Below are 25,186 nucleotides of genomic sequence, written 5' to 3'. Positions count from 1 at the left end.
CGCGCCGCTCGCGGGCCTTGCGCTTGGTCTCCTCCCAGCCGATCGTGCTCATCCGTACTCCTCGGTTTCAAGATCGGATACATGCGCCTGTTGGTACGAACCGTACTGAAGGGGCCTACGGCTGCTCGGCTCGATCGGCGGCGCCGGGATCGATCAGCCGGGCGCCGCTCGGCGTTCCCGGCGGTCGCCCCCGTCCGGTGCCGGTGGGGTGAAGTCGATCTCTGTGGCGGGCAGGACCCGGACGGTGCGGGTGGGGAAGTCGATGTGGCGGTAGATCTCGTTGTGGTGGGCGATCGACCGGTCCGGCGGGGCGAAGTCCGTCGGCTCGGAGCGGACGGAGGTGGTGTGCCCGTCCGCCACCAGCACCAGGTCGTAGCCCTGGCTGAGGGCCCGGCGGGCGGTCGTCTCCACGCAGTTCTCCGTGGCGAAGCCGGTGATCAGGACCTCCGTCACGCCGAGGCGGCTCAGGGCCAGGTCGAGACCGGTGTCCAGGAAGGCGTCGGCGGAGGTCTTGGTCACCACCTGCTCCCCCTCCCGCGGCGCCAGTTCGGGCAGGGGGTCGCCGCATCCCTCCTGCCGGACCGTGATGACGGGGACGTCCGAGGCACGCGCCCGGCGGCTGAGACCCGCGATGGTCCGGACGGTCCGGTCGGGGCGGTGCATGAGGGGCAGCAGCGCGTCCTGCATGTCGATGACGAGGAGCGCGGCGCGGTGCGGTGCGGGCGGCGTCGGTGGCATCGGCCAACCGTAGCGGTGGTCGTCCCTCGGTGGCCGGGGCCCGACGTGGTCGGAGTTGGGTCCGTGCGTTCCTCAAACGCCCTCGTGGGCCCCGGTGTTGGGCGCCGGGGCGGGGCGTGCCGTGTCGCCGTGCGGGGGCGTGGACGCGACGCGTGTCCGGCCCGCCAGGCACGCGGCGCCGGTGATCGGGAGCAGCAGGAGCGCGAACGCCCCGGCGAACGCGGGCAACTGACTCGACGACGCCGCGGAGACCACCGTGAACAGGGCCGACGTCACGGCGAGCACCAGGGTCTGGCCGAGGTTCTGCGAGGTCTGCATCGCACCGCTCGCGTAGCCCTGCCGGTCGGCCGGGGTGTGCGCGAGCGAGAGCAGGGTGAGGGAGGGCGCCGCGAGGCCCATGCCGACCGCGGCCAGGACCATCGAGGAGACCGCCGCGGCCGGCGGCACGGCCGGGACGGTGCACAGCGCCGCCACCGCCACCGCGGCCGCCATGATCCCGGCGCCGACGGCGACCAGCCGGTGCCGTGGCACCCGGTTCCGCGGGCGGCCCTGGACCCAGGAGGCCCCGGCCCAGGCCAGGGCCGCCCCGGTGAACGCGGACCCCGTCACCGCGCCCGGCACGTGCCGCACCGTGCTGAGCATCAGCGGGACGAAGGCCTCCAGCGTGAAGTACGCCCCCGAGGTCAGCGCCCGCAGGAGCACGGTCGCGGGCAGCCCGCCCCCGGCCCGCCAGGTGCGCGGCGGCAGCAGCCTCGGCGCGAACACCACGAGCAGCACCACCCCCGTCAGCGCGCACGCCGCGTGCCACGCGTTCCAGACGGAAACGCCGTACTGGGTGAGGGCCGCGGCCACGCTCACCGCCGCCGCGGCCGGCAGGGAGGGCCGCCGTACGGACGCGCCGGGGCCCGGGGCGTCGCGCGGCACCCCCGGCGGCGCCGGCTGCCCGCGGAGCAGCAGGACCGCGGCCGCCGCGGGGACCAGGGTGAGCGCGGCGAGGCCGAAGAACACCGCCCGCCACGACCACGACGCGGCGACGAACCCGGCGAGCGGGGGACCGGCCAGGGACGGCACGATCCAGCAGGCACTCATCAGGGACAGGGCGCGGGCCCGCAGGTGCTCCGGGTACGACTGCCCGATGGCCGCGTTGACGGACACCGCCACCAGGCCCGCCGCGATCCCGTCGGTGAAGCGCCCCAGGCCCAGTTGCCAGATGGTGGAACTGGTCGCGGAGACGAGGAGCGTGACGACGGTCAGCAGCACCCCGGCTGTCAGCGGACGCCGGGCACCGGCGCGGTCCGCCCAGGTCCCGCCCAGCACCCCGCCGAGCAGGCTCGCCGCCACGAACGCCCCCGCCACCAGCGGGTAGAGACCGATGCCGTCGAGGTCCCGGGCGGCCACCGGGAGCACCGGCATCACCGCCAGTGCCGCGAACCCGGTCAGGAACATCACCGCGGCGAAACTCGCCGTGGTGGCCAGGTAGGTGCGAGAGAGGAGTCCGGGGGCGGGAGGCGCCTCGGCCGGTGCGCGGTGGTCGCTCGTCACCGGCAGCACCGTAGGGTCCGGCCGCCTGCTCGGCCACTGGTTTTCGGGCGGAGCCGCCGGGTACGGGGGAGCGCGTGCGGCGGGCGGGCACCGGGCCCCTCCGGCGTGCGGGGGAGAGCCGCGAACCGCGCGACGGGCTTCCGGGCCGCGGCGGGAGGGCGCGAGTTTTAGGCGGTATGGCCGTGACGAGCACCGGGTTCCTCACCGAGTTCACCTCGATCTGCGCGTCCGTGCCGTCGGCGGGGCCCGACCGCTTCGGCGGGCGTGCTTTTCACGCCAGGCCGTCGAAAGAATTCGGCCGTGATATCGGACCGTATCCGCGGGCGGTTCCACCGTGCACGAGCGGTCTCCGGTGCGTCCTGACGGGGCGGTCCGCGCAGGCCGGGAAGAGTGGTCGGTCATGGCGTCCCTCACCCCGTGACCAGCGGCTTCGTGCCGCTCTTTGCGTCCGCCTTGCAGTGCCGTGACATTCGGCGAGACGACTGACGCCGGCCTTGCGGAACCCTGACGCGATCGATCTTGTGCGCCCGACCTGCGGCGAAGATACTCGTTATCAGACTCCGGTGCATTATCTTCGAGATCCTCGCTGGGCCCCTTTTCGGTAATGCCTTTTCGGGAGTTCGCAGCCCTTCCGATCCTGCTTCGGAAAGGCCCGGGGATTTCTCCCCGACGGGCTCGCGCTCCGCCCCACCCCTTCACCCACCGAACCACGGACGATCAGAAGGAACTCACCATGCGGGTTCTCATTGCAGTCGCGCCGCTGACCGCCCATCTCTACCCCAGCATCCCGCTGGCGTGGGCGCTGCAGAGCGCCGGGCACGAGGTGCGGCTGGCCAGCAACACGGTACTGGCCGAGCAGATCACCGCGACCGGTCTCACCGCGGTCCGTCTCGGCGACGATCCGTCATCCACGCCGCCGCGCATCCCCGAGGACCAGCTGGACCGGTTCAGCGAGGCGCTCGGGTTCGAGCCCGGCTCCGACTTCGGCCGGCTCTGGGAGGCGATCCGCTACTACACGGTGGCGGCCTGCGCCCGGTACTACCCCGACGCCGAGGGGCGGCAGCCGCTCACCGACACCCTGGTCGAGTTCGCCCGGGACTGGCAGCCGGACCTCCTGATCTGGGACCCCGCCTGCCCGGCCGGGTCGGTCGCGGCCCGGGAGTCCGGGGCCGCCTCCGCCCGGCTGATGTGGGGCCCGGACTACTTCGCCTGGGTCCACGGACGGCTGGCGGAACGGACCGCACGGGGCGAGACGCGGGCGAACCCGCTGGCCGAGACCCTGGACCCGGTGTTCGGGCGGTTCGGCTACGACTTCTCCACGGAGATGCTGCTGGGCGACTTCACCGTGGACCCGCTCCCCGCGCAGTTGCCGAGGCCGGGCGCGCTGCGCGACGTGCCGATGCGCTGGGTGCCGTACACGGGGACCGCCCCGGTGCCGCAGTGGCTGTCGCAGCCGCCGTCGCGGCCCCGGGTGTGCCTGTCGCTGGGCGTCACCGCGCGCGGGGTCTTCGCCGGCCGGGACGAGCGGGTCGCGGCCGTGCTGGAGGCGGTGGCCGGCATGGACGTCGAGGTGGTGGCGACGGTCAACGCCGACCAGCTCGGAGAGGACCCCAAGGTCCCCGACAACGTGCGGATAGTCGACTACCTCCCGCTCACCCAGGTCATGCCGACGTGCTCGGCGATCATCCACCACGGCGGCTTCGGCACCTTCTTCGCCGCGGCCGCGCACCAGGTGCCGCAGATGATCGTCAGCGAGGGGTTCGGCAGCGGCCTGTCCAGTACCCGCTACCTGGAGGCCACCGGTTCCGGCGTGGCCCTCTCCGCCGACGGCCTGACCGCGTCCCAGGTGGGCGACGGGCTGTCCCGGCTGCTGACCGAGCCGGCGTTCCGGCGGGGCGCCGCCGACGTGTACGCGGACATGACCGCCGCCCCGAGCCCCACCGAGATCGTGCCGATCCTGGAGCGGCTGGCCGCGCAGTACCGCACCCGGGTCTGACCGGGCATGGACGTGGTCGAGACCCGGGTGCCCGGCGCGTTCGTGTTCACCCCGCGGCAGATCCGCGACGAGCGGGGCTCCTTCTTCGAGGCGTTCCGCGGCGACCGGGTCGAGGCGGTCACCGGGTCGCCCTTCCGGCCCGAGCAGATCAACTACTCGGTGTCCCGGCGGAACACCCTCCGCGGCATCCACGGGGTGGCCGTACCGCCGGGGCAGGCCAAGTACGTCACCTGCGTGCGCGGAGCGCTCCGCGACATCGTCGTCGACCTGCGGGTGGGGTCGCCCGCCTTCGGCGCGCACCACGTGACCTCACTGGACGCCGAGTCCGGGCGGTGCGTGTACGTGCCCGAGGGGGTCGGGCACGGGTTCCTGGCACTCACCGACGACGCCTGCATCTGCTACGTGGTCTCCACGCGGTACGTGCCGGGCACCCAGATCGACATCAACCCCCTGGACCCCGACCTGGCGCTCCCCTGGGGGTACACCGAACCGCCGCTGATGTCGGAGAAGGACGCGCGGGCGCAGGGGATGCGCGAGGCGCTCGCCGCGGGCCGGCTCGCGCCCTGGCGGGACACCGCGCCGGAGAGCACCGACCGCAAGCACTGACGACGGAGATGGGGCAGGCAGACATGCAGTCCGACCAGTCGAAACAGCAGCTCTTGGAAATGGTCCGGAAGTACCACAGGGAGACGCAGACGGACCGGGGCTTCGTCCCCGGGGTCACGGAGATATGGCCGTCCGGCGCCGTGCTGGACGAGGACGACCGCGCGGCGCTGGTCGAGGCCGCGCTGGACATGCGCATCGCCGCCGGGCCCAGCTCCCGCAGGTTCGAGTCGCGGTTCGCCCGCAAGCTCCAGCGGCGCAAGGCCCACCTCACCAACTCCGGGTCCTCCGCCAACCTGCTCGCGCTGTCCGCCCTGACCTCACCGCAACTGGAGGACCAGCGGCTCCGGCCGGGCGACGAGGTGATCACGGTGGCCGCCGGCTTCCCCACCACCGTCAACCCGATCCTGCAGAACGGCCTCGTGCCCGTCTTCGTGGACGTCGAGCTGGGCACCTACAACACCACGGCCGAGCGGGTCGCCGAGGCCATCGGGCCGCGCACCCGGGCGATCATGCTGGCCCACACGCTGGGCAACCCGTTCCCCGCCGGGCAGATCCGCGAACTCGCCGACGAGCACGGCCTGTTCTTCGTGGAGGACAACTGCGACGGGGTCGGCTCGCTGTGCGACGGACGCCTCACCGGCACGTTCGGGGACCTGAGCACGGTCAGCTTCTATCCCGCGCACCACCTCACCATGGGCGAGGGCGGCTGCGTACTCACCTCGAACCTGGCACTGGCCCGCATCGTGGAGTCGATGCGCGACTGGGGGCGGGACTGCTGGTGCGAGCCGGGCGAGAACAACAAGTGCCTCAAGCGGTTCTCGTACCAGATGGGCACGCTGCCGGAGGGCTACGACCACAAGTACGTCTTCTCCCACGTGGGGTACAACCTGAAGGCGACCGACCTCCAGGGCGCGCTCGGGCTGACCCAGCTCGACAAGCTGGACGCCTTCTGCGACGCGCGGCGGCGCAACTGGCGGCGGCTGCGCAGCGGTCTGGACGGCGCCCCCGGGCTGCTCCTGCCCGAGGCGACCCCGGGCACCGACCCGAGCTGGTTCGGGTTCGTCATCACCGTGGACCCTCGGGCCCGCTTCACCCGCGGCGAACTGGTCGAGTTCCTGGAGGACCGCAAGATCGGCACCCGGCTGCTCTTCGCCGGGAACCTGACCAGGCACCCCGCCTACCTCGACCAGCCGCACCGGGTGGTGGGCGAGCTCACCAACAGCGACGTCATCACCGACCACAGCTTCTGGGTCGGCGTCTACCCCGGGCTCACCGAAGAGATGCTCGACTACGTGATCGCCTCGATCCAGGAGTTCGTGGCCGCCCGTGGCTGAGCGTGCCGGTCCCGGCGCGCCGCCCCGTCCACGACCCTCACCTGCTTAGGGAGTCCTCCCATGTCCCAGAACGTCACGCTGCGCCCCCGCGCCGACGTCGAGTTGCCCGGCAGGCTGGCCCGTTCGCTCGTCACCACGCAGGGTGCGGTGCTGCGCACCGAGGAGTTCCCCGGCTGGCTGGCCGAGCACCGGCGGGCGCACGCGTTCCGCGTGGACCGCATCCCCTTCGGGGAGCTGGACCGCTGGTCCTTCCGCCCCGACACCGGGAACCTGGTGCACGACAGCGGCCGCTTCTTCACGGTCGAGGGCCTGCACGTCACCACCGAGGCCGGGCCGCACCGCGAGTGGCACCAGCCGATCATCAAGCAGGCCGAGGTGGGCATCCTCGGGATCCTGGTGAAGGAGTTCGACGGGGTCCTGCACTGCCTCATGCAGGCCAAGATGGAGCCGGGCAACCCCAACCTGCTCCAGCTCTCCCCGACGGTGCAGGCCACCCGGAGCAACTACACCCGGGTGCACGCGGGCGCGCCGGTGCGGTACCTGGACTACTTCGTCCAGCCGGGGCGGGGCCGGGTCCTCGCGGACGTGCTCCAGTCGGAACACGGGGCCTGGTTCCACCGCAAGAGCAACCGCAACATGATCGTCGAGGTCGACGAGGACGTCGAGCCGCACGACGACTTCTGCTGGCTCACCTTCGGGCAGATCGGCGAACTGCTGCACCTGGACGACGTGGTCAACATGGATGCCAGGACCGTGCTGGCCTGCGCCCCGATCGGCGCCGTGGACCCCGGCCGGGCGCGTGACCCGTTCGTGGCCGCGCTGGCCCGGTCCCGCAACGCCGGGGCGCTGCACTCCGACGTCGAGCTGATGTCGTGGCTCACGGCGGAACGCGCGCGGCACAACGTGCGGGCCGAACGGGTGCCGCTGGCCGGGCTGCCCGGGTGGGTCAGGGGCACCCACTCGATCGACCGGCCCGACGGCCGGTTCTTCCGGGTGGTGGCGGTGTCGGTGGAGGCCGGCAGCCGCGAGGTGAGCCGGTGGACCCAGCCCCTGATCGAGCCACGGGGGCTGGGCATCACCGCGTTCGTCACCCGGCGGATCGACGGGGTGCTGCACGTGCTCATGCGGGCCAGGGCGGAGGCCGGCTTCCTGGACTCCCTGGAGCTGGGGCCCACGGTGCAGTGCGTGCCGGGCAACCACGACGACCTGCCGCCCGAGGACCGGCCCGCCTTCCTCGACCTCGCGCTCTGCGCCGACCCGTCGACCGTGCGCTACGAGGCGGTGCACTCCGAGGAGGGGGGCCGCTTCCTGAACGCCCAGAGCCGGTACATGGTGCTGGAGCCCGCGGAGGACCGGGTGCCCCTCGATCCGCCGCCCGGGTTCTGCTGGGTCACGGTGGGCCAGCTCAACTCCCTCGTGTTCCACAGCAATTACGTCAACGTGCAGGCCCGCAGTCTGCTCGCGTGCCTGAACGGGATGCTGGCGAGGGCGCGGTGAGCGGGCGCGGCCCGCGGCCGGTGCGCATCGGCGTGCTCGGCTGCGCCGACATCGCCGTGCGCCGGATGCTCCCGGCGATGGCCGCCCGCCCCGGCGTCGAGGTGGCGGCGATCGCCAGCCGGGACCCGGCCAGGGCGGCGGAGCAGGCCCGCGGGTACGGCTGCCCGGCCGTGCCCGGCTACGCCGAACTGCTGGCGCGCGACGACGTGGACGCGGTGTACGTGCCGCTGCCGACGGGGCTGCACGCCGAGTGGGTGGAGGCGGCGCTGCGCGCGGGCAAGCACGTGCTGGCGGAGAAACCGCTCAGCACGCGGGCGGCGCTGACGGAGCGGCTGCTCGACGAGGCCGCCGCGCGCGGGCTGGTGCTGATGGAGAACGTGATGTTCGTGCACCACTCCCAGCACGCGGAGGTACGGCGCCTGGTGGCCGCGGGCGCCATCGGCGAGCCGCGGTCCCTGCACGCCGCCTTCGCCGTGCCCGCGCTGCCCCGTGACAACATCCGCTACCGGCCCGAGCTCGGCGGCGGCGCCCTGGGGGACGTGGGCGTCTACCCGGTCCGGGCGGCCCTCCACCTGCTCGGGCCCGGACTGCGGGTGGCGGGTGCCGTGCTGTCGGCGGGGCCCGGCCGCCGGGTGGACACCTCGGGCGCCGCCCTGCTGACGACCGCCTCCGGGGTGACCGCGCACCTCACCTTCGGCCTCGAACACGCCTACACGTCGTCGTACCAGGTACGGGGCAGCGCGGGCCACATCACCGTGGACCGGGCGTTCACCCCGCCCGCGGACCACGTCCCGGTGCTGCGGGTGGAGCGCGGGTCCGGGGTGGAGGAGTTCCGGCTCGCCCCCGACGACCAGGTCGGCAACACCGTGGACGCGTTCGCGGCGGCGGTACGGGCCGGGGCGCACCACGATCCCGACTGCCTGCGGCAGGCGCGGTTGCTCGACGAGGTGCGGCAGGCGGCGCACCGGGTGCGGCCGGAAGATCAGCTCTTGACCTCAACCTGAGTTGAACTTTTAGAGTTTCGCTGCCCCAACGTCTTTGACAGGCAAGGAGATTGCGTTGAGCACCGACGTCGGTACGGCGGCGCCGTTACGGGCGACGAGAAAGGAATGGTTGGGGCTGGCGGTCCTCGCGCTTCCCACCATCCTCATCGCCATGGACCTGACGGTGCTGCACCTGGCACTGCCCACGCTCACCGAGGACCTGCGGCCCGGCAACACCCAGTTGCTGTGGATCGTGGACATCTACGGCTTCCTCATCGCCGGCTTCCTCATCCCCATGGGCGCGATCGGGGACAGGATCGGCCGCCGGCGGCTGCTGCTGATCGGCGCGGTCGCGTTCGGCATCGCCTCGGTGCTCTCGGCGTTCGCGGTCAACGCGGCGATGCTCATCGCCGCCCGGGCACTCCTCGGCATCGCGGGCTCCACCCTCATGCCCTCCACCCTCTCCCTGATCCGGGTCATGTTCCAGGACCCCAAGCAGCAGGGCGCCGCCATCGGGGCCTGGACCGGCTTCTTCGGTCTCGGCACGGTGATCGGCCCGTTGATCGGCGGCACGTTCCTGGAACTGTTCTGGTGGGGCTCGGTCTTCCTGATCGGCGTCCCGGTCATGGTCCTGCTGATCATCCTCGGCCCGATACTGCTGCCGGAGTACCGGGACGAGTCGGTCGCCCGGCCCGACTTCGTCAGCGCGATCATGTCCGTCGTCGGGATCCTCGCCCTGATCTACGGTCTCAAGCGGGTCGCCTCGGACGGCCTGCACATCGAGTCGGGCCTCGCCATCGTCGTCGGCCTGGCGGTGGTGGCGCTCTTCATCGCGCGCCAGCGCCGGCTCGAACAGCCGCTGCTCGACCTCACGCTGTTCCGCAGGAGCCTGTTCGGCACCGCCCTCGGCATGCTCGTACTGTCCACCCTGCTCTCCGCGGGGTCGCAGTTCTTCGTCATGCAGTACCTCCAGCTGGTGCGCGGGCTGTCCCCGATCCAGGCCGGACTCTGGTCCCTGCCCACCACCGCCGCGATCATGATCGGCGCCATGGGCGCACCCGGCCTCGCCGGCCGCGTGAAGCTGAGCACGCTGCTCGCCGGCGGCCTGGTCGTCGCCGCGGCCGGCATGGTGGTGCTCACCCAGGTCAAGGGCCCCTCCGACCTGTACGTCGCGGTCACGGGCGCGGCCGTCATCGGCCTCGGGCTCGGGCCGATGGTCTCCCTGGGCACCGGACTGATCGTGGCATCCGCACCGCCCGAGCGGGCGGGCGCCGCGTCCGCGATGGCCTCGGTCGGCACCGAACTGGGCAGCGCGCTGGGCGTCGCGGTGATCGGCAGCGTCGGCTTCGCGGTGTACCGGTCGAACCTGTCCGACACGCTCCCCGAGGGGCTCCCCGCCTCCGCGGGCGACGCGGCCAAGGCCACCCTCGCCGCCGCGGTGGACGTCGCCCACAAGCTCCCGGCGGCCGAGGGCTCCCGGCTGCTGTCGGCGGCCCGCGACGCGTTCGTCCAGGGCCTGCAGACGACCGCGATCGTGGGCGGCGCGCTGGCCGTGCTGCTGGCCGCGGCGGCCGCGACCATGCTGCGCAACGCCCGGATGCCCGGCCCTCCGCCGGTCGCGGAGGCCGACGACGTGGCGAAGCCGATCGAGAAGGCGGACAAGTGACATGCCTGACATAACCGCAACGGCCGACGCCGCCCGCACCCCCGTGGGCACCTGGACCGGCCGCGTGCACCACGAGGGCCGGGCCGACGAGCCCTCCACCCTCTCGTTCGCGGCCGACGGCACGGTCGCGCTGCGCACCCCGGGCAGCGTCGGCACCGGGACCTGGAGCGCGGAGCGGCCCGGTCGGTTCTCCTACGAGCTCACCGAGACCTTCACCCCGGCCGCCGGCCGGACGGGCGGGGTGACGTACCGGGTCGAGGCCGGCCTCGACGGCTCCGGGTACCGCGGGACCGGCACCGCCGAGGAGCACACCGGCGACGGCGCGCCGGTACGGTCCCACACCCCGGCCGAGTTCACCGGCGACCGCCTCGCGGCGGAGCAGGCGGACTGGCACGACGTCGTGGGCCTGGCCGCGCCGATCCACGGCCGCACGCTCCTGCCCGGAGACGACGGCTTCGACGAGGCCATCTCGGGCTGGCTGCTGACGGTCCGGCACCGGCCGGCGGCGGTGGTGGTCGCCGCCGACGCCGACGACGTCGTCACCGCCGTCCGGTTCGCGGGGCGGACGGGACGGCCCGTCGCGGTGCAGTCCACCGGGCACGGCAAGTCCGTGCCCGCGGACGGAGCCGTGTTCGTGGCCACCGGGGAGCTGCGCGAGCTGTCGGTGGACCCGGCCGCCCGCACCGCCAGGATCGGGGCCGGGCTGCGCTGGGGCGAGGTGGTCGCGGCAGCGGCCGAGCACGGCCTCGCGCCGCTGTGCGGCTCGTCCGAGCAGGTCGGCGTGATGGGCTACCTGACCGGCGGCGGCCTCCCGCTGACCGGCCGCACCTACGGCTTCGCCGCCGACTACGTCCGCTCGCTCGACATCGTCACGGCCGACGGCTCGCTGCGCACCGTCTCGCCCGACCAGGAGCCCGACCTGTTCTGGGCGGCCCGGGGCGGCAAGGGCAACTTCGGTGTCGTGGTCGCGGCCGAGATCGACCTGCTGCCGCTGCGCACCATCTACGGCGGCAAGCTCTGGTACCCGGTCGAGGACGCCGGGCACGCCACCCACCTGCTCCGCACCTACCTCGCCTGGATCGAGGAGCAGCCGGACGAGATGTCGTCCACGGTGACGCTGCTGCGCTTCCCCGACGTGCCGCAGCTTCCCGACGAGTTCCGCGGCCGTTCGTTCGTGCAGTTCCGGGTGGTCTACGCGGGTGACGAGGAGCGGGGCGCGCGGCTGGTTGAGCCGTTGCGCGCGCTCGGCCCGGAGAAGGACACCTGCGGCGCCATCCCGTACACGGAGATCACCGACATCTTCGACGACCCCAAGTTCCCGGTCATGGCCCACCTGCGCAGCGCGCTGCTGCGGGAACTGGACGACGACGCCGTGCGGGAGCTGGTCTCCTTCATCGACCCGGCCGTGCCCGGGACCCCGCCGTTCCCCAGCCACGAGATCCGCCACCTGGGCGGGGCGCTGGACCGCCGGCCCCGCCGCGCGCACGCGGCCAGCACCCAGGGCTCGGCCTTCCACCTGTGGATGCGGACGCAGGCTCCGGCCGAGCTGGCCGACGTGGCGCGCAAGGCAGCCGCCGAGCAGTTGGAGCGGCTCCAGCCGTGGGACACCGGCGCGATGCTCCCGGGGTTCCTGTTCGACCACGACGCGGACCCCGAGCGGGTCCGGCTGGCCTACACCGAGGCGGACCACCGGCGGCTGGCCGAGGTGAAGGCGACGTACGACCCGAAGCAGCTCTTCCGCATCAACCACAACATCCCGCCGCTCGACGACGGGGAGCCCCCGCTGTCCTGAACAGCCGGGGAACGAGGCCGAGGACGGCATGCCGAGAGGATCGGCATGTCGTCCTCGGCGTGTACGACCTCGGTACCGGCCGGAGCCCCCGGCCGAAGCCGGCCGCGGCGGGCCCGCGCACCGGCGAGGAGCACCTGGCGACGGCCGCCCGTACCGGCCGGCAGGGGTTCCCCCACTCCACCTCCCCGGCCCGCGCCGGCGGCCCCCGCCACCCCGCGCCGGGCGCGCCCCGGGTGCGCCGGCGGTGGCCCCCCGGATCAACGCGCTCGCCCGCCCGGCCCCGGGCGCGCGAGCACCAGGCGTGCCCCGCCTCGGGCGACGGAGCCCGCACGCCCTGAGCCGGCCGGAGGCCCGTCCGCCGGGAACCCTCCCTGTCGGGGCGACGGCCCGTACGGCGCGCGCACCGGGGACTGACCCGGCGGTGCGCTCCCCCCTCGGCGGCTCCCGCGGCGGAGCCGGCCGTGGGGAGACCCACGCGGAACCAGGCGCGGACGCGGCGGAGACTCCGCCGCGGTCCACGGTGCACCCGGCCCGGACCGGCCGGCGGTGCGGCCCGGCTGGACGTCAGCCGGGAAAGCGGAAGGAGAGACGAAGTGAAGGCATTGGTACTCGCCGGAGGGGCGGGAACCCGGTTACGGCCGATCACGCACACCTCGGCCAAACAGTTGGTGCCGGTGGCGAACAAACCGGTGCTCTTCTACGGACTGGAGGCGATCGCCGAGGCGGGCATCACCGACATCGGCATGGTGGTGGGCGACACCGCGGACGAGATCCGGCGCGCCGTCGGGGACGGATCGGCCTTCGGCCTGAACGTCACCTACCTGCCCCAGGAGGCCCCGCTCGGCCTGGCGCACGCGGTGCTGACCGCCCGCGAGTACCTGGGCGACGACGACTTCGTCATGTACCTGGGGGACAACTTCCTGATCGGCGGCATCTCGGAGCTGGTGGAGCGGTTCCGGAGCGAACGCCCCGCCGCCCAGATCCTGCTGACGAAGGTCGCCGACCCGCGGGCGTTCGGGGTGGCGGAGCTGGACACCGAGGGGCGGCTGATCGGGCTGGAGGAGAAGCCCGACAAACCCAAGAGCGACCTGGCGCTGGTCGGGGTCTTCCTCTTCACCGCCGCGGTGCATCCGGTCGTGGCGGGCCTGACCCCTTCGGACCGGGGCGAGCTGGAGATCACCCACGCCATCTCCGGGCTGCTCGACGCCGGCCACCGGGTGACGACGACCATCACCGAGGGGTACTGGAAGGACACCGGCAACGTCGCCGACATGCTGGAGGTCAACCGGCTCGTCCTGGAGGGCATGGAACCCGAGATCACCGGCATGGTGCGGGACTCGGAGCTGATCGGCCGGGTGACGGTGGCGGCGGGCGCGGTCGTGCGGAACTCGCGCATCGTGGGCCCCGCCATCATCGGACGCGGCACCGTGGTGGAGGACTCCTACCTGGGGCCGTTCACCTCGGTCGCGGAGGACTGCCAGATCGTCGACAGCGAGCTGGAGTACTCCGTCGTCCTGCGGGGCGCCGCCATCCGCGGAGTGCGGCGCATCGAGGCATCCCTCATCGGCCACGAGGTGGAGGTGACCCCGGCGCCGCGGACGCCCCGGGCTCACCGTCTGGTCCTCGGCGATCACAGCAAGGTGCAGATATGCGCGTCCTCGTGACCGGCGCCGCCGGCTTCATCGGATCGGCCTACGTGCGGGAGCTGCTCACCGGCGCCTACCCGGCCTGGCGGGGCGCTCGGGTGACCGTGCTCGACGCGCTCACCTACGCGGGCAACCTCGCGAACCTGGCCCCGGTGGAGGGCGGGTTCACCTTCGTGCACGGCGACATCGGCGACGCCGCCCTGCTGGCCCGGGTGGTACCGGGGCACGACGTGGTCGTGAACTTCGCGGCCGAGTCCCACGTGGACCGCTCGATCGAGGGGGCCGCCGACTTCGTGCGCACCAACGTGCTGGGCGTGCAGAGGCTCTTCGACGCCTGCCTGGAGGCCGGGGTCCGGCGCGTCGTCCACGTCTCCACCGACGAGGTGTACGGCTCCATCGACTCCGGGTCCTGGGACGAGACCGCGCCCCTGGCGCCGAACTCGCCGTACGCCGCGTCGAAGGCGAGCGGCGACCTGCTCGCGCGCGCCTACCACGTCACCCACGGGCTGCCCGTGGTCATCACCCGGTGCGGCAACAACTACGGGCCCTACCAGTACCCGGAGAAGGTCATCCCGCTCTTCGTGACCCGGCTGCTCACCGGCGGGAAGGTGCCGCTCTACGGCGACGGCGGGAACGTACGGGACTGGATCCACGTCACCGACCACTGCCGGGGGATCCAGATCGCGGCCGAGCGGGGCGCGGTCGGCGAGGTGTACCACATCGCGGGCACCCGCGAGCTGACCAACGTGGAGCTGACGGACCGGCTCCTGGCCGCCTGCGGGGCGAGCTGGGACCGGGTGGAGAAGGTGCCGGACCGCCTCGGCCACGACCGGCGGTACTCGCTCACCGACGCGAAGCTGCGGGCGCTCGGCTACGCGCCCGAGGTCTCGTTCGAGGAGGGGCTGGCCGGGACCGTCCGCTGGTACACCGAGAACACCGCCTGGTGGCAGGGGGCGGGACAGTGCTGACCCGGGGCGCGCCCGGAGCGGCCGGGTGCGCGACGGCATCGCCGGCCCGGGGAGCCCGGCGGTGACCGGCGACCGCTCCGGCGGCCCGCGACCGGTCGTCGCCGTCCTGGGGGCCACCGGCTCCATCGGTGCCCAGGTGGTCTCGGCCTTCGAGAGCACGGGTTACCGGGTCCTCGCGGTGGCGCGGAAGCGTCCGCCGGCGGCCGCCGGGCGCGAGTGCGCCGAGCTGGACCTGTCGGCGGCACCGAGCGCGGAGATCGCCGGGGTCCTGACGGCGGCCGGCGCCCGGACCGTGGTGAACGCCACCGGGGGCTGGCTCTCGTCGCCGGAGGAGAACCGGCAGGCCCATGACGGCCTCGTCCGGCACCTGATGGACGCCGCCGCGCTGATGCCCGCGCCACCGCGCTTCGTGCAGATCGGCACCATCCACGAGTACGGTCCGGTGCCGCACGGCACGGCGGTCGACGAGACGTACGAGCCACGCCCGCGGACCCCGTACGGGGTGACGAAACTGGCCGGCTCGAATGCCGTGCTGCGGGCGACCCGGGCGGGCCACGTGGAGGGCGTCGTCCTGCGCGCGGTGAACGTGTTCGGCCCGGGCGTGGCGGCCGGCAGCTTCCTCGGCTCGGTCGTGCGCCGGCTCCGCGGACTCGCGGCCGGTGACCGGCTGCGGCTCCAGGTGAGCGGTGCCGAGCGGGACTTCGTCGACGTACGGGACCTGGCCGATGCCGTCGTCCGGGCGGCGGAGTCCCCGCACGCCGGCCTGACCGTCAACATCGGGCGGGGTGAGGCGCTCGACCTGCGCCGGCTGCTCGTGCTGCTCGTCGCCGAGGCCGGGCAGGACCCCGGCGTCCTCGAACTGACCGACGGGCCGGTGGCCTCGAACGGAGGGGACTGGACCCAGGCCGACGTCCGGCTCGCCCACCGCCTCCTGGGCTGGGCGCCGAAGATCTCCGTCCGGCAGTCGTTGCGGGACATGTGGGAGGCCGCCGCCGAGCACTGACGGCGGCCCCTCGTCCTCCGCGCCCCCGCGGGCCGTGGCCGGGCCCGCGGGCGGGCGGGGGCGCGGTGCCCGGCGGGCCGGGACCGCTCAGCACTCCTCGGCGGGGTCGTTCCGGTTCAGCTTCTCCAGGTACTCGTGGGCGAGTGCCGTGGCGCGGGTGAACCAGTCCGTGACGACCGCCAGTTCCTCCGGGGAGCAGTCGGCGAAGAGGGCCGTCAGCCGCTTGTGGTGGCCGGCGTGGACCGCCTCGACGCGCGTGACGGCCTCCGGCACGGCGGCCACGCGGACCCGGCGGCGGTCCGCGGGGTCGGGGCGCCGGGTGACGTAGCCGGCGCGTTCGAGGCGGTTGAGGATGCCGGTCACCGCGCCGGTGGTGACATGGGCGCGGGCCGCGAGGTCGCCCGCCGTGAGCAGGTCCTCGCCGGCCTCCATGACGAAGGTGAAGCAGGTCAGGTCGGTGACGTTGAGGCCCATCCGCCGGGCCAGCTCCTGCTGTCCGATCAGGTGGGCGGCGATGAGGTGGTCCATCGCCGTCAGCGCCCGGGCCGCGGTGGCGGGCGGGCGCGGCGTCGAGTGCATCTGTACAGATCCCTTAGCTCGTGAGATATTCGGCTCATAAATGCCTTAGCCCGTGAGGGAAATGGGCTCCATCCCCTGGAGGCGGCTCCATGAGTCTGTACGACGAGGGTCACACGATCGCCGGCTGGACCGGCGCCGGCATCGCCACCGCGGGCAGCGGGGTGCTGGGCTGGGGCGTCTGCGCGGCCTCGCCGCCGGTCTCCGTCGCGGGACTGGCCGTCGTGGCGGCGGGCGTCCTGGCGACCTGGGTCCTGCACCTGGCGGGCTGGGGCAAGCCGCCCGGGGTCCGGCCGCACGACCAGTGGGGTATGCGGGTCCGCGACACCCTGGCCCGGCCGGGCCACGCCGGGTGCGTCTCCTGCCGGCTGGCGGGGCGCGGGCGGCGGACCGCGACGCCCGCCGCGGCACCCACCGCGGCAGCCGCGCCCGCGCCCGCCGCGCCGGCCCCGCTCGCCCCCGTCGACTGAGGACCTCGCCCGGCCGCCGCTGTCGGACCCGCGCCGTACCCTCACGAGTGATGGCACAGGTGTGGAAGTGCTCGGGGCTGCGCTGGTCCGCGGACGGCCCGGTGCTGAAGTGGGACGGCGGGCGGCGCAGCGCGCTGCCCCGGGGCAGACGGATCGCCTTCGCGGTGCCGGACACGGCCGTGCGGACGTGTACGGGGGCGCGGGGGCACCCCTGCCCGGTGGGCGCCGTCGTGCCGGGACGGAGCACCGGGGCCCGGTGCGAGGAGTGCGCGCGGCTGGACCGGGCGCACTCCGTGGCCGCCGACACGGTCGCGGACGACCCGCGGCCGTACCGCGTGTACCTGGCGTGGTTCGGGCCGGGCCTGGTGAAGGTCGGCATCACCGCCCTCGAACGCGGCCCGGCCCGGCTGCTGGAACAGGGCGCCGTCTGCTTCGGCTGGCTCGGCACCGGCCCGCTGATGGCCGCGCGCCGCACCGAGGAACTGCTGCGGGCCGCCCTGCGGGTACCGGACCGCGTCCCCTACGCCGAGAAGCGGGCCGTACGGTCGGCGCTGCCGTCGACGCCGGAGGAACGCGCCGCGGAGGTACGGGAGTTGCACGCCCGGGCCGTCGCGCTCCCCGGATGGCCCGAGTCCCTGCGCGCCGAACCCTGCCGCATCACCGACCACGTGGACGCCTTCGGGCTCGCGGCGGCCCCGGCGGCGTACGGCGAGGTCACCGCGCTGGTGCCGGGCGGCACGGTCAGCGGGCGACTGGTCGCGGCCGCCGGGCCCGACCTCCATCTGACGGCCGGCGCGCGCGGGACCGTCGTGCTGGACACCCGGCTCCTGACCGGCTGGCCGCTGCTGCCCGCGGATCCGGGAGCGCCCGGATGCGCCTTCCCCGTACGCGAGTTCAGGCGGGAGCCGGACGGACTGTTCTGACCCGGCGGCCCGCCGGGACGCTCCCGCGGGTTTCTCAGAGAAATCACAGAATCCGGAAAGCCTCTTCTCAGAGGGCCCCGACAAGGTGTCCAGCATGACCACGACCACGCCCCGGGGGCGCACCGAACTGCTGCGGCCGGACGGGAGCCCCGTCCGAGTGCTTGTGGTGGACGACGAGCTGTCGATCACCGAACTGATCGGCATGGCCCTCCGGTACGAGGGCTGGCGGATCAGGAGCGCCGGGGACGGGCAGGGCGCCGTCCAGGCGGCCCGGGAGTTCCGGCCCGACGCCGTCGTGCTCGACATGATGCTCCCGGACATGGACGGGCTCGCCGTGCTGGGCCGGCTGCGCCGCGAACTGCCCGACGTGCCCGTGCTGTTCCTGACCGCCAAGGACGCCGTCGAGGACCGTATCGCCGGACTCACCGCCGGCGGGGACGACTACGTCACCAAGCCGTTCAGCCTGGAGGAGGTCGTGGCCCGGCTGCGCGGACTGATCCGGCGCTCCGGCGCCGCCGACCGGCGCTCCGAATCCGTGCTCGTGGTCGGCGACCTGACGCTGGACGAGGACAGCCACGAGGTCACGCGGGGCGGCACGTCCATCCACCTCACCGCCACCGAGTTCGAACTGCTGCGCTTCCTCATGCGCAACCCGCGCCGGGTGCTCAGCAAGGCGCAGATACTCGACCGGGTCTGGTCCTACGACTTCGGCGGCCAGGCCAACGTGGTCGAGCTGTACATCTCCTACCTGCGGCGGAAGATCGACGCCGGGCGCGAGCCGATGATCCACACCCGGCGCGGCGCCGGCTACCTGATCAAGCCCGCCGTGTCATGAGCGGACGGCGACGGCCGCGCGCCCGCAGACCCGGTGAGGCGAAGCCGCGCACCCTGCGGACCCGGCTCGTCGCCGCCTCGATGGTGCTCATCGCCGTGGTCTGCGCGGTGATCGGGACCGTCACCACGCTGGCGCTGCGCTCGCACCTGTACGCGCAGCTCGACGGCCGGCTGGGCGAGGTCGCGATCCGGGCGTCCGGCCGGTTCGGCCCGGCCGACGGCGCCAAGGACACCGTCCCGCCCGGCGGCCGGCCGGCCGGACAGCAGCCCGGCCGCCCGTTCGACCTCGGCGGCTTCGTCAGCCGGGGCCCGCAGCCCTCGCAGAGCACGGTCGTGGCCCGGGTGGCCGGCGGGCGGACGACCGACGGCCGGGTCGGCCGCACGTCCGCTGACGACTTCTCGATCAGCCCCGCACCGCTGACCAGGGCGCAGCTCGCGGCGCTCGACGCGGTCCCCCGCGACCGCCACGGACACACCGCGGACCTGCCCGGCCTCGGCGGCTACCGCGCCCAGTACGTCAGCGGACCCAACGGCACCTACTACGTCGCGATCCCGACCAAGGACGTCGACGACAACGTCGACGCCCTGATCCTCATCGAGGTCAGCGTCACCGTGGCCGGCCTGGTCGCCGCCGGCATCGCCGGGTACGTCCTCGTCGGCGTCGCCACCCGCCCGCTGCGCAAGGTGGCCGGCACCGCCACCCGGGTCTCCGAACTCCCGCTGCACACCGGCGAGGTGAACCTCAGCGAGCGGGTCCCGGAGTCCGAGTGCGACCCGCACACCGAGGTCGGCCGGGTCGGCACCGCGCTCAACCGGATGCTCGACCACGTCCACGGCGCCCTGCACGCCCGCCAGCGGAGCGAGACACGGGTACGGCAGTTCGTCGCCGACGCCAGCCACGAACTGCGCACCCCGCTCGCCTCCATCCTGGGATACGCCGAGCTGACCCGCCGCGGCCGCGAGCGGATCGGGCCCGACACCCGGCACGCCCTCGGCCGCATCGAGTCCGAGGCCGGGCGGATGACCCTCCTCGTCGAGGACCTGCTGCTGCTCGCCCGGCTCGACGCCGGACGGCCGCCGCGGTGCGAACCCACCGATCTGGTCCCGCTGGTCGTCGACACGGTCAGCGACGCCCGCGCGGCGGGCCTGGACCACAACTGGCGGCTCGACCTGCCCGACGAACCGGCCGTCGCCCCCGCGGACCCGGCCCGCGTCCAGCAGGCGCTGGTCAACCTGCTGGGCAACGCCCGCAACCACACCCCGCCCGGCACGACCGTCACCGCGCGCGTGCGGCGGCGCGGGCCGTGGCTGTGCGTCGACGTCGAGGACGACGGGCCGGGCATCCCCGCGGAGTTGCTGCCGCACGTCTTCGAGCGGTTCGCGCGCGGCGACTCCGCCCGCTCGCGCGCCACCGGCTCCACCGGGCTCGGGCTCGCCATCGTGCAGGCCGTGGCCGCCGCGCACGGCGGCACCGTGACCGTGGACAGCGCCCCCGGACGCACCGTCTTCACCGTGCGGCTGCCCGCCGCCCCGGACGCGGCCGCGCCGGAGCCCGCCGCGGACCGCCGCCCGCACTCACAGCCGCGGCACAGTGCCACCACATGGGTGCGACAGGGCACCTGAGGACAGTCGGTGCCATGCGAACCGACTCTTCTCCCGGCACCCTGCCGGCGCGGGAGCACCTCCCGGCCGGGGACGCCGGCATCCCTGTCCTGGACGTGGTGATCCCCGTCCACAACGAGGAGAAGGACCTCAGACCGTGCGTCCGCAGCCTGCACGCGCACCTCACGCGGACCTTCCCCTACGCCTTCCGCATCACGATCGCGGACAACGCCTCCACGGACACCACCGCCGTGCTGGCGGCCGGCCTGGCCGCTGAGCTCCCCGAGGTCACCAGCTCCCGCCTGGAGCAGAAGGGGCGGGGCCGGGCCCTGCGGACCGTCTGGTCGGCGTCGGACGCCCCGGTCCTCGCCTACATGGACGTCGACCTCTCCACCGACCTCAACGCCCTGCTGCCGCTGGTGGCGCCGCTGATCTCCGGCCACTCCGACCTGGCGATCGGCTCCCGGCTCACCCACGCCTCCCGGGTCGTGCGCGGCCCCAGGCGGGAGATCGTCAGCCGGGCCTACAACCTGATCCTGCGCGGTTCGCTCCAGGCCCGCTTCTCCGACGCCCAGTGCGGCTTCAAGGCGATCCGGCGGGACGTGGCGCAGGTGCTGCTGCCGCTGGTGGAGGACACCGGCTGGTTCTTCGACACGGAGCTGCTGGTGCTCGCCGAACGGGCGGGCCTGCGGATCCACGAGGTGCCGGTGGACTGGGTCGACGACCCGGACTCCACCGTCCGCATCGTCCGCACGGCCACCGACGACCTCAAGGGGGTGTGGCGGCTCGGCACGGCCCTGGCCACCGGATCACTGCCGCTGGACCGGCTCACCCGGCCGTCCGGGGACGACCCGCGCGACCGCGAACCGACCGGCGTGCCCCGAGGCCTGGCCCGCCGGCTGGCCGGCTTCTGCGTGGTCGGCGTCCTGTCCACCCTGTTCTACCTGCTGCTGTACGGCGTCTTCCGGCACTTCTGCGGGGCGCAGCCCGCCAACGCGCTCGCCCTGCTGGTCTCCGCCGTGGCCAACACGGCCGCCAACCGCCGGTTCACCTTCGGGGTGCGCGGCCGGTCCGGCGCCGTCCGCCACCAGGCCCAGGGCCTGGTCGTCTTCGGCATCGGCCTCGCCCTGACCAGCGGCTCGCTCGCCGCCCTGGCGACGGCCACCGACCGCCCGGGGCGCTCCACCGAACTGGCGGTGCTCATCGCCGCCAACCTCGCGGCGACCGTGCTGCGGTTCCTGCTCTTCCGCGCCTGGGTCTTCCCGGACCGGCGCGAGCCCGCCCCGGCCGCCGCGTACCCGGTGACCGCCGTGCCCGCCCCGGCCGCCCGCGCCACCCGGGCCGGCGCGAGCGCGCGGACGCTGCCGGCGCGCCCCCACGACACCGGCCGGGGGGACCCGCGATGACCGCACCGTACGATCCACCGACCGCGGCGCCGGACGGTACGGCCGTCTGGGGGCCGCCGCCCACCGCCCCGGCGCGGGCCCCCGCGGCCGGCGAGCCCCGGCAGCCGTTCGGGCGCCGGCTGTGGCGCGGCCGGCCCGAGGACCCCCGCTGGGCGCGCCCGGCCCTGCTCGCCCTGCTGGCCGCCACCCTCCTGCTCTACCTCTACGACCTCGACGCCTCCGGCTACGCCAACTCCTTCTACTCGGCGGCCGTCCAGGCGGGCAGCACGTCCTGGAAGGCGCTGTTCTTCGGCTCGCTGGACGCGGGCAACGCCATCACCGTCGACAAGCCGCCGGCCGCGCTGTGGCCGATGGAGCTGTCGGTGCGGGTCTTCGGCCTGCACTCGTGGGCGATCCTCGCGCCCGAGGTGCTGATGGGCGTGGGGACCGTCGCCGTCGTGTACGCGGCCGTGCGCCGCCGGTCCGGTCCCGCGGCCGGCCTGATCGCGGGCGCGGTGCTCGCGCTCACCCCCGTCGCGGCGCTGATGTTCCGGTTCAACAACCCGGACGCCCTGCTGGCCCTGCTGACGTCGGTGGCGTGCTACCTCGTCGTCCGGGCCGTGGAGGACGGGCGCACCAGGTGGCTGGTGTGGGCCGGGGCCGTGATCGGCTTCGCGTTCCTCGCCAAGACGCTCCAGGCGTTCCTGGTCCTGCCGGCGCTGGCGTCCGTGTACGCGGTGTGCGCCCCGGTGCCGCCGAGGAGGCGCCTTCGGCAACTGGCCGCGGCGACGCTCGCGCTGGTCGTCTCGGGCGGCTGGTGGGTCGCGGTCGTCGAGCTGTGGCCGGCCTCCTCCCGGCCCTACGTCGGCGGCTCGCAGCACAACAGCTTCCTGGAGCTGACCTTCGGCTACAACGGCCTCGGCCGCCTCAACGGCGAGGAGACCGGCAGCGTGGGCGGCGGTGGCGGGGCGGGCGGCACCGGCATGTGGGGCGCGACCGGCTGGGACCGGATGTTCGACTCCGAGACCGGCGGCCAGATCTCCTGGCTGCTGCCCTCCGCGCTGATCCTGCTCGCCGCCGGGCTGGTGGCCACCCGCCGGCTGCGGCGGACGTCCGTGACCCGCGCGTCGTTCCTGGTCTGGGGTGGCTCGCTGCTGACGACGGCGGCGGTCTTCAGCTACATGGCCGGCATCTTCCACCAGTACTACACGGTGGCCCTCGCCCCCTACCTCGCGGCCGTGACCGGCATGGGCGCCGGGCTGCTGTGGGAGCGGCGGCGCGAGACGTGGGCGTCGGTCACGCTCGCCGCGGCCGTGGTCGCGGCGGCGGCCTGGGGGTACGTCCTGCTCCACCGGACCTCCGACTACCTGCCGTGGCTGCGCTGGCCGGTCCTGATCGGCGGGTCGGCGGCCGCGTTCGGCCTCGTCTTCGCGGGCCGGATCCCCCGGCGGCTCGCCCTCGGGGCGGCGGCGCTGGGCCTGGTGGCCGCGCTGGCCGGACCGACGGCGTACACCCTGAGCACGCTGCGCGAGGGCCACACCGGGTCGATCGTCACGGCCGGCCCGGCGGGCGCGAGCATGCGGGGCGGCGGTCCCGGCGGCGCGCCGCGGGGCGGCTTCCCCGACGGGCCGCCGGGCCGCGACCGGCAGAACGGCAACGGCTTCCCCGGCCCCGGCGGGACGCGGCCGGGCGGGCCGGGTCTGCCGGGCCGGACCGGCGGCGGCTTCCCGGGCGGCGCTCCGACGGGCGAGAACGGCACGGCCGGCATGGGCGGCGGCGGTGCCGGCGGCCTGCTGAACGGCGCCGCCGTCCCGACCGAGGCCGCGGAACTGCTGGCGGACAACGCCTCGCGGTACACCTGGGTGGCCGCGTCCACCGGCTCCCAGAACGCGGCCGGCTACCAGCTCGCCACCGGCCGGCCGGTGATGGCGATCGGCGGCTTCAACGGCACCGACCCGTCCCCGACCCTCGCCCGGTTCGAGGAGTACGTCGCGGAGGGCAGGATCCACTACTTCATCGCCGGCGGGGACATGGGCGGCGGCACGGGCGGCAGCGGCAGCGCCTCCGCCATCGGCGCGTGGGTCCGGAGCACCTTCGAGAAGGTGACGGTGGGCTCGGCCACCTTCTACGACCTCACCCGGCGCTCCGGCGGCTGACCGGCCGCCGGGTGGGGAAGCCGCCGTGCACCGGGTGCCCCGGCCACCCGGTGCACGGCCGCGTCCGCGACCCGCCGCGGCGGCCGGCCCGCGCGGCCGCCTGACCTGGTGGGTGTATGGGTATGCGTGCGACAGCGGACGCGAACGAGGAAGGGCCGCCGGTGACGAAGGCAGCAGGTCGGTCGGCGCGGGACAGCGTGTGGCTGGAGCGCGGGGCCCGCCGCGGGGGGCGCGGCGGACAGCCCTCCGGGCTCGACCGGGAGCGGATCACCGAGGCGTCCGTGCGGCTGCTGGACGCCGAGGGCCTCGACAGGTTCTCCATGCGCCGGCTGGCGGCCGAGCTGAACGTCACCGCGATGTCCCTGTACTGGTACGTCGACACCAAGGACGACCTGCTCGAACTCGCCCTGGACGCGACCTACGCCGAGCTGCGGCTGCCCGGCCCGGAGCAGCCGGACGAGGACTGGCGCGGCCGGTTGCGGGAGCTGGCCACGGCGTACCGGGCGCAACTGGTCCGCCACCCCTGGCTGTCGCCGCTGGCCGGGCGGTACCTCGACATCGGCCCGAACGCGCTCGCCTTCTCCCGCGCGATCCAGCGGGTCATCCGCCGGGCGGGACTGCCCGCCCACGGGGTGACCGGGGCCGTCTCGGCCGTCTTCCGGTTCGTGTACGGCTACGGCACGTTCGAGGGCCAGTTCCTGGCCCGCACCGCGGACTCCGGGCTCAGCCCGGACGAGTACTTCGCGCAGGCCATGGCCACGGCGGAGGAGGTGCCGGGGACCGCCGACGTCATGGAGGAGTCCAGGACGGCGATGGCGGCCCGCGGCGGTGACACGGTCGCCGAGATGCTGGACCGCGACTTCGCCTTCGCCCTGGAGCTGCTGATCGCGGGCATCGAGGCGATGGCGGCCCGCGGCTGACCGCCCCGCCGCGCCGCGGCCGGCGCCGCGGGTCAGCCGTCCGCGGCCAGGCGGGCCGGGAAGCCGCCGGTGGCGACCGGGCCCCAGCGGTCCGGGGTGACGCGGATGAGCGACTTGCCCTGCGCCAGCATCGCCCTGCGGTACTCGTCCCAGTCGGGGTGTTCGCCGGCGATGTTGCGGTAGTACTCGACGAGCGGCTCCACCGAGTCGGGGGCGTCGACGACCTCGGCCGTGCCGTCGACCTGGACCCAGGGGCCGTTCCAGTCGTCGCTGAGGACGACCAGGCCGACCCGGGGGTCGCGCCTGGCGTTGCGGGTCTTGGCCCGCTCGGGGTAGGTGGAGACGACGATCCGGCCGGCGTCGTCCACACCGCAGGTCAGCGGGGACGCCTGGGGCGAGCCGTCGGCCCGCCGCGTGATCAGCAGCGCGCGGTGGCGGGGGCGCACGAAGTCCAGCAGCTCGTCCAGCGACACACGGGTGTTGGTAGCGATGTTCGGTGCCATGGGGGCAGCCTGGCCAGGCGCGGCGCGTGCCCCCCTGACCGAACCC

21 protein-coding genes are annotated in these 25,186 nt (G+C 74.3%); 17 read left to right on the top strand and 4 right to left on the bottom strand.

Annotated elements, in window-relative coordinates; all coding sequences use genetic code 11:
* Positions 1 to 153 precede the first annotated feature (153 nt).
* Both ACZ4K2_RS15800 and ACZ4K2_RS15795 read right to left on the bottom strand, forming a co-directional pair.
* Positions 154 to 738 carry an isochorismatase family protein gene (locus tag ACZ4K2_RS15800; protein ID WP_467468623.1) on the bottom strand — a complete coding sequence of 195 codons (585 nt, stop codon included), beginning with the start codon at positions 736 to 738 and terminating at the stop codon, positions 154 to 156.
* Between the two features lie 72 nt (positions 739 to 810).
* Positions 811 to 2,280, bottom strand: a complete 1,470-nt coding sequence (locus ACZ4K2_RS15795; RefSeq protein WP_467468624.1) for an MFS transporter — start codon at positions 2,278 to 2,280, stop codon at positions 811 to 813.
* A gap of 733 nt (positions 2,281 to 3,013) precedes the next feature.
* On the opposite strand from ACZ4K2_RS15795, the gene ACZ4K2_RS15790 reads away from it, so the two are divergent.
* The 10 genes from ACZ4K2_RS15790 (at position 3,014) to ACZ4K2_RS15745 (ending at position 15,771) form a co-directional block, all read left to right on the top strand.
* A complete protein-coding gene (locus ACZ4K2_RS15790) occupies positions 3,014 to 4,276 on the top strand; it encodes a nucleotide disphospho-sugar-binding domain-containing protein (protein ID WP_467468626.1) in 1,263 nt (420 codons plus the stop codon).
* A gap of 6 nt (positions 4,277 to 4,282) precedes the next feature.
* Complete coding sequence (locus ACZ4K2_RS15785; RefSeq protein WP_467468628.1) at positions 4,283 to 4,882, top strand: dTDP-4-dehydrorhamnose 3,5-epimerase family protein; 600 nt, start codon at positions 4,283 to 4,285, stop codon at positions 4,880 to 4,882.
* Positions 4,883 to 4,890: 8 nt separating this feature from the next.
* A complete protein-coding gene (gene rfbH, locus ACZ4K2_RS15780) occupies positions 4,891 to 6,216 on the top strand; it encodes a lipopolysaccharide biosynthesis protein RfbH (protein WP_467468630.1) in 1,326 nt (441 codons plus the stop codon).
* 60 nt (positions 6,217 to 6,276) lie between these two features.
* Entirely contained in the window at positions 6,277 to 7,713 is a 1,437-nt protein-coding gene (locus ACZ4K2_RS15775; RefSeq protein WP_467468632.1) for an NDP-hexose 2,3-dehydratase family protein, read from the top strand.
* A complete protein-coding gene (locus ACZ4K2_RS15770; RefSeq protein ID WP_467468634.1) occupies positions 7,680 to 8,717 on the top strand; it encodes a Gfo/Idh/MocA family protein in 1,038 nt (345 codons plus the stop codon). The genes ACZ4K2_RS15775 and ACZ4K2_RS15770 overlap by 34 nt, the downstream gene beginning before the upstream one ends.
* Before the next feature lie 55 nt (positions 8,718 to 8,772).
* On the top strand, positions 8,773 to 10,362 hold the full coding sequence (locus ACZ4K2_RS15765; protein ID WP_467468636.1) for an MFS transporter: 1,590 nt from the start codon (positions 8,773 to 8,775) through the stop codon (positions 10,360 to 10,362).
* 1 nt (position 10,363) lies between these two features.
* A complete protein-coding gene (locus tag ACZ4K2_RS15760; protein WP_467468638.1) occupies positions 10,364 to 12,154 on the top strand; it encodes an FAD-binding oxidoreductase in 1,791 nt (596 codons plus the stop codon).
* 593 nt (positions 12,155 to 12,747) lie between these two features.
* Positions 12,748 to 13,818, top strand: coding sequence for a glucose-1-phosphate thymidylyltransferase (locus ACZ4K2_RS15755; RefSeq protein ID WP_467468640.1), 1,071 nt, complete (start codon positions 12,748 to 12,750; stop codon positions 13,816 to 13,818).
* Positions 13,803 to 14,768, top strand: a complete 966-nt coding sequence (gene rfbB, locus ACZ4K2_RS15750) for a dTDP-glucose 4,6-dehydratase (protein WP_467468642.1) — start codon at positions 13,803 to 13,805, stop codon at positions 14,766 to 14,768. The genes ACZ4K2_RS15755 and rfbB overlap by 16 nt, the downstream gene beginning before the upstream one ends.
* 61 nt (positions 14,769 to 14,829) lie before the next feature.
* Complete coding sequence (locus ACZ4K2_RS15745; protein ID WP_467468644.1) at positions 14,830 to 15,771, top strand: NAD-dependent epimerase/dehydratase family protein; 942 nt, start codon at positions 14,830 to 14,832, stop codon at positions 15,769 to 15,771.
* Between the two features lie 87 nt (positions 15,772 to 15,858).
* Here ACZ4K2_RS15745 and ACZ4K2_RS15740 read toward each other — a convergent pair whose 3' ends face one another.
* Positions 15,859 to 16,350 (bottom strand): MarR family winged helix-turn-helix transcriptional regulator, encoded by a 492-nt coding sequence (locus ACZ4K2_RS15740; protein WP_467468646.1) that lies wholly within the window; start codon positions 16,348 to 16,350, stop codon positions 15,859 to 15,861.
* An 89-nt stretch (positions 16,351 to 16,439) separates the two neighbouring features.
* On the opposite strand from ACZ4K2_RS15740, the gene ACZ4K2_RS15735 reads away from it, so the two are divergent.
* The 7 genes from ACZ4K2_RS15735 to ACZ4K2_RS15705 all read left to right on the top strand — a co-directional run bounded on the left by ACZ4K2_RS15735 (position 16,440) and on the right by ACZ4K2_RS15705 (position 24,637).
* A complete protein-coding gene (locus tag ACZ4K2_RS15735; RefSeq protein WP_467468648.1) occupies positions 16,440 to 16,817 on the top strand; it encodes an HGxxPAAW family protein in 378 nt (125 codons plus the stop codon).
* Between the two features lie 50 nt (positions 16,818 to 16,867).
* Positions 16,868 to 17,740, top strand: a complete 873-nt coding sequence (locus tag ACZ4K2_RS15730; RefSeq protein WP_467468650.1) for a DUF2797 domain-containing protein — start codon at positions 16,868 to 16,870, stop codon at positions 17,738 to 17,740.
* Positions 17,741 to 17,834: 94 nt separating this feature from the next.
* Positions 17,835 to 18,575 (top strand): response regulator transcription factor, encoded by a 741-nt coding sequence (locus ACZ4K2_RS15725; RefSeq protein WP_467468652.1) that lies wholly within the window; start codon positions 17,835 to 17,837, stop codon positions 18,573 to 18,575.
* Complete coding sequence (locus ACZ4K2_RS15720) at positions 18,572 to 20,197, top strand: sensor histidine kinase (RefSeq protein ID WP_467468654.1); 1,626 nt, start codon at positions 18,572 to 18,574, stop codon at positions 20,195 to 20,197. Before ACZ4K2_RS15725 ends, ACZ4K2_RS15720 begins: the two co-directional genes overlap by 4 nt.
* Positions 20,198 to 20,211: 14 nt before the next feature.
* Positions 20,212 to 21,582: a bifunctional glycosyltransferase family 2/GtrA family protein gene (locus ACZ4K2_RS15715; protein WP_467468656.1), complete on the top strand. Its 1,371-nt coding sequence runs from the start codon at positions 20,212 to 20,214 to the stop codon at positions 21,580 to 21,582.
* A complete protein-coding gene (locus tag ACZ4K2_RS15710) occupies positions 21,579 to 23,717 on the top strand; it encodes a glycosyltransferase family 39 protein (protein ID WP_467468658.1) in 2,139 nt (712 codons plus the stop codon). The genes ACZ4K2_RS15715 and ACZ4K2_RS15710 overlap by 4 nt, the downstream gene beginning before the upstream one ends.
* 161 nt (positions 23,718 to 23,878) lie before the next feature.
* Entirely contained in the window at positions 23,879 to 24,637 is a 759-nt protein-coding gene (locus tag ACZ4K2_RS15705; RefSeq protein WP_467468659.1) for a TetR/AcrR family transcriptional regulator, read from the top strand.
* A 32-nt stretch (positions 24,638 to 24,669) separates the two neighbouring features.
* On the opposite strand, the gene ACZ4K2_RS15700 is transcribed toward ACZ4K2_RS15705, so the two are convergent.
* A complete protein-coding gene (locus ACZ4K2_RS15700) occupies positions 24,670 to 25,140 on the bottom strand; it encodes a PPOX class F420-dependent oxidoreductase (protein WP_467468661.1) in 471 nt (156 codons plus the stop codon).
* Positions 25,141 to 25,186 lie beyond the last annotated feature (46 nt).

It is taken from the genome of Streptomyces sp. NPDC025833, from assembly GCF_055558055.1.
The sequence above is the reverse complement of the archived record's forward strand: the minus strand, read 5'-3'. Positions and strand labels throughout refer to the sequence as shown.